The 3,769-nt window shown below is 51.6% G+C and carries 3 protein-coding genes; all 3 read right to left on the bottom strand.

Translation table 11 applies throughout. The features are described from left to right. A partial coding sequence (locus tag IQ211_RS18305) for a TipJ family phage tail tip protein (protein WP_193836443.1) occupies positions 1–2,190 on the bottom strand: 2,190 nt, incomplete at its 3' end. Between the two features lie 53 nt (positions 2,191–2,243). After that, positions 2,244–2,819, bottom strand: a complete 576-nt coding sequence (locus IQ211_RS18300) for a tail assembly protein (protein WP_189761255.1) — start codon at positions 2,817–2,819, stop codon at positions 2,244–2,246. A 3-nt stretch (positions 2,820–2,822) separates the two neighbouring features. Beyond that, a complete protein-coding gene (locus IQ211_RS18295) occupies positions 2,823–3,554 on the bottom strand; it encodes a C40 family peptidase (protein ID WP_189761256.1) in 732 nt (243 codons plus the stop codon). Positions 3,555–3,769 lie beyond the last annotated feature (215 nt).

Genomic DNA, 3,769 nt, shown 5'->3' with positions numbered 1-3,769 from the left:
GAAGATAATCGGCGTTGTTCTGAAGCCTAACGGTGTCGGCGGGTTGCCCTCTTTCCCTTTCAGATGGGTTTCCGGTGCATTCGCCCAGATACTGGATATCTCAGCGGCATTGATTGCCCTGACACGTGCCTGATAGCGACCGGCGTAAATGTTTGGAACCTCAAATCCCTGCGTCGAGGTGCGGGGTGCCGATATCCAGTTACCATTATCCCGCCGCCATTCTGCCTCATAAGCAATCGCATTCTCCACCGCATCCCACGTTACACGCAGTGTGGTGACAGCAATGCCCTGATTGACGACCGAGTAACTATTAATAGAGACATTTTTCGGGGGGGATTGAACGCCAGGCGGAATAACAGAAATGGGCCGCTCTTCGATACGGGCGCCAGTGTCAATGCGGGCGTATTTGTCGGTGTTATGTTCAACCGCGGTGATTTCAAAGGATACACCGTCCTCACCTTCCTTAATGCCCGTCACCCTGAATTGCTGGATAGCTAAATCTGTTGCATCAATCGCCCAGATACATTCGGCGACCGGCGTTTCTGAGTAGGCCGTGGTCACTGTGACAATCGGCCCGTTCACAGCCTGAATGGTGCGCCCCTCCGCTTTGCCCGATGGCAAATTCAGGATTAACCGCTCACCCACTTTTGCTGAGGATATTCTGTCCAGGGTAATATTGCGCCCATTCACCGCACTCACGCGCCCACCCAACACACGACCGGAAAACATTTCATCAGCCACCCCGATGATATATCCAGGCAACGGGATCTTGCCATCCAGTCCCACCGTAAAGGTCACCATCCGGTCATATTCGTTGGTGAGCAATATCCACTTACCGCGACGGATCGCCTCACTCTGGCGGGTGCAGCCGATTGCCGTCACATCCGCCTGTTTCACGTTATAACGGCGGATTAACCGGTTATCGAAAACAGGCTCGACCGCATCCTGATAGCCATTCTGGGGATCTGACCAGCTCACCATGGCCGTACTGTAATGGGTTTTCTCGCTGGAACTGGCATATACAAATTTCCCGTCACGCACATTAGCGCGGGTATAGAGATAATCCACATCACGTGGCATATCCGCCAGGACATTCATATTGTTGTTGGCCCAGAAGGTCATACCCCGAAAAATGCTGGCAATATCTCTCAGTACCGTCCATGCATCCTCTTGTGACTGGATATAGACATTGCAGGTATGACGCGGCTCCTGCCCTCCTTTACCATCGGGCACTAGCTGATCACAATACTGCGCAACGCGGTATAAATCCCATTTTGCCAGACTCAGGTTTTCCGTCTTAACCCGTGTGCCAATACTGAACCGGTCATTGATCATCAGGTCATACAGTATCCAGGCGGGGTTATCGGTCCACGCCCATTTAAATGTACCTTGCCATACCCCCGAATACGTGCGACTTTCCGGATCATAATTATCGGGCACGCGGATAACACGCATCTTCGGTTCACATGAGATTTGAGGGATATTGCGGAACTGTTTAGCATCAAACTGAACAAATAACAGTGCGGTTTCGGGGTAACTGAGTTTGGCATCAATCACCTCAGTGATGGCCTCAACCACCATCGCATCGGCAATCCGGTTACTGTTCTGTTTCGGGGTGAGACGACGCACACGCACCTGCCAGCCTGAATGCGCTTTAGGTAAGTCAATACGGTGTGACCGTTCGTATTTCGTGGTGGTCTTGCCATCAACAGCCAGCGTGGGTAATTCCTGATACGAACCGCCATCCGTAGCAACTTCAATGGTATAATCAATCCGATAGCCGACGGTATCCCCATCCTCTTTTTGGGTTTGCAACTGGGGCCACGATAACCGGATACGCACTGCGGATAATTGGGTATTGGTGACCGATCTGACCCATGACTCGACTAATTCCGTGCCGACGGTCAGTTCATTTTCCACTGCGGGCATACCCGGTATGTAATCCTGGTGCGGGGTGCCGGGACGAAATTCCCACTTCACCCCCTCGAAATTAGCCTGACCATCGGGACCAATAATCGGCGTGTTATCCAGAAAGATATTGGTGCCATCCAGTCCACCTGCGAATTCCCCTTCCCCCAATGCTAATAAGATTTTGGCATACGAGGTGGATTGCAGTGAATCCGGTGATTCAACGGGGGTACGCGGACTGCCACCGCCGCCCTTGCTGCCCTGAATAAGATGATTTCCCATAGTTCACCCATAAAAAAAGCCGCAAGTGCGGCGAGACTAAAAAACAATTACCGTTACTGCTGGTCTTCGGCGTAAATGCCCGCTGAAATAATGGCGCCCCCGATACGCCGCTTTCCGTAGCCCACCGGAACAGGGTTGCCCTGCGCGACAGAGTTCACAGGCCCACCAAAAGCATAGGACGGTTTGTTATCCGGATCTTCCCGTCGCGCCAGTCCGCCCGGCATCGGGGATAACATCTGCACTACGCCACCCAGCATCATGGACACACCGGACATTACCATTGGCGCACCGTAAGGTGTCATCCACATAAACGCCCCGGCGACGACCATCACCGCACCGAGAATAGTCTGAAACACGCCCGCTTTTTTGCTGCCAATAATCATCGGGGCAATGCGGATATCGTCCTCACCGGAAAATTCCAATTCATCCTGACTGATATTGCGCTTGCCGCTGAACACCGCAAAGGTCAGTCCGCGCTCTTTCGCGGTCAGCAGAAACTTTTCAAATCCGTCAATCAGGACAGACAGTGCCCTGATAGCTTCCTGAGGGGACGATACCGCCAACCGGTGCTCTCGCCCGAACAGGGCACCGAGTATCCCGTACAGCCGTATTATTCGTACTGTATTCATGATTTACTCCAACAAAAAACCCGCCGAAGCGGGTGAGTGCCTGTGACGCAGGGTGATAATTGTCCGTTCCTGCCAGTAGCCACTGTACGACACGCGATGACTGAGCTGTCCGTACATGTGGTGTAGCATTAACCCCTCGCCGATATACACCCCGGCATGGTTAGGTTCTTTGGCCTGTACCTGCATAATGATCACATCCCCCACCTGTAATTCACCGCTGCACTCCACAAATCCAGCCTCAGCATAGTGCTTCATATACAGATTTTCGCCCCGTTCCCACCAGCTATCTGAGCGTTCAAAATCCGGGATATCAATATCACGCTCCAGCCGATACCAGTCGCGCACAATGCCGTAACAGTCCCAGATACCATGCACGAACGGGCGACCGATTAACGGTTTTATCCCCTCAGTCGGCATCAGGGTACGAATATCCCCCTCGGGCCATGAGACAATCACCCACGGGATTTGTGACAGGTCACACTGGGCGATATCCAGTTGACTGGGTTGTGTTGTGGCGTCGGGGTGACTGTGAACGATAGCAATAATAGTCCCCATATCTTCGGCATTGGCATAATCTTCGGGGTGAATGCTGAATTGCTCGGTGGGTAAAGGTGCGGTATTGCGACAGGGGATATATTGTTGTTTGCGGCTATGTTGAACCACCAGCCCACAGCATTCATTGGGGTATTCTGCTTTGGCGTGATCTATGATGGACTGGATGATGTGTGGGCGCATGTAGGTTTCCTTATATAATAAAAAATCCCGTCAAGACGGGATCTCATAGTTCATACATTGCCATATGATTATATCTAGAATGGGTTGTCGTATTTTTCTGCTAATTTTGGTCACGTATTCAATTTGTTGTTTCTCATGTATACTCCTCACTTTTTCAGGAAATCAGATGGCAACGGTAGAAGTGAAATGTCGATTTTGTCAACAAACCGAATCGG

Origin of the sequence: Xenorhabdus griffiniae, from assembly GCF_015163655.1 — a bacterium.
Taxonomy (GTDB): Bacteria; Pseudomonadota; Gammaproteobacteria; order Enterobacterales; family Enterobacteriaceae; genus Xenorhabdus; species Xenorhabdus griffiniae.
The sequence above is the reverse complement of the archived record's forward strand: the minus strand, read 5'-3'. Positions and strand labels throughout refer to the sequence as shown.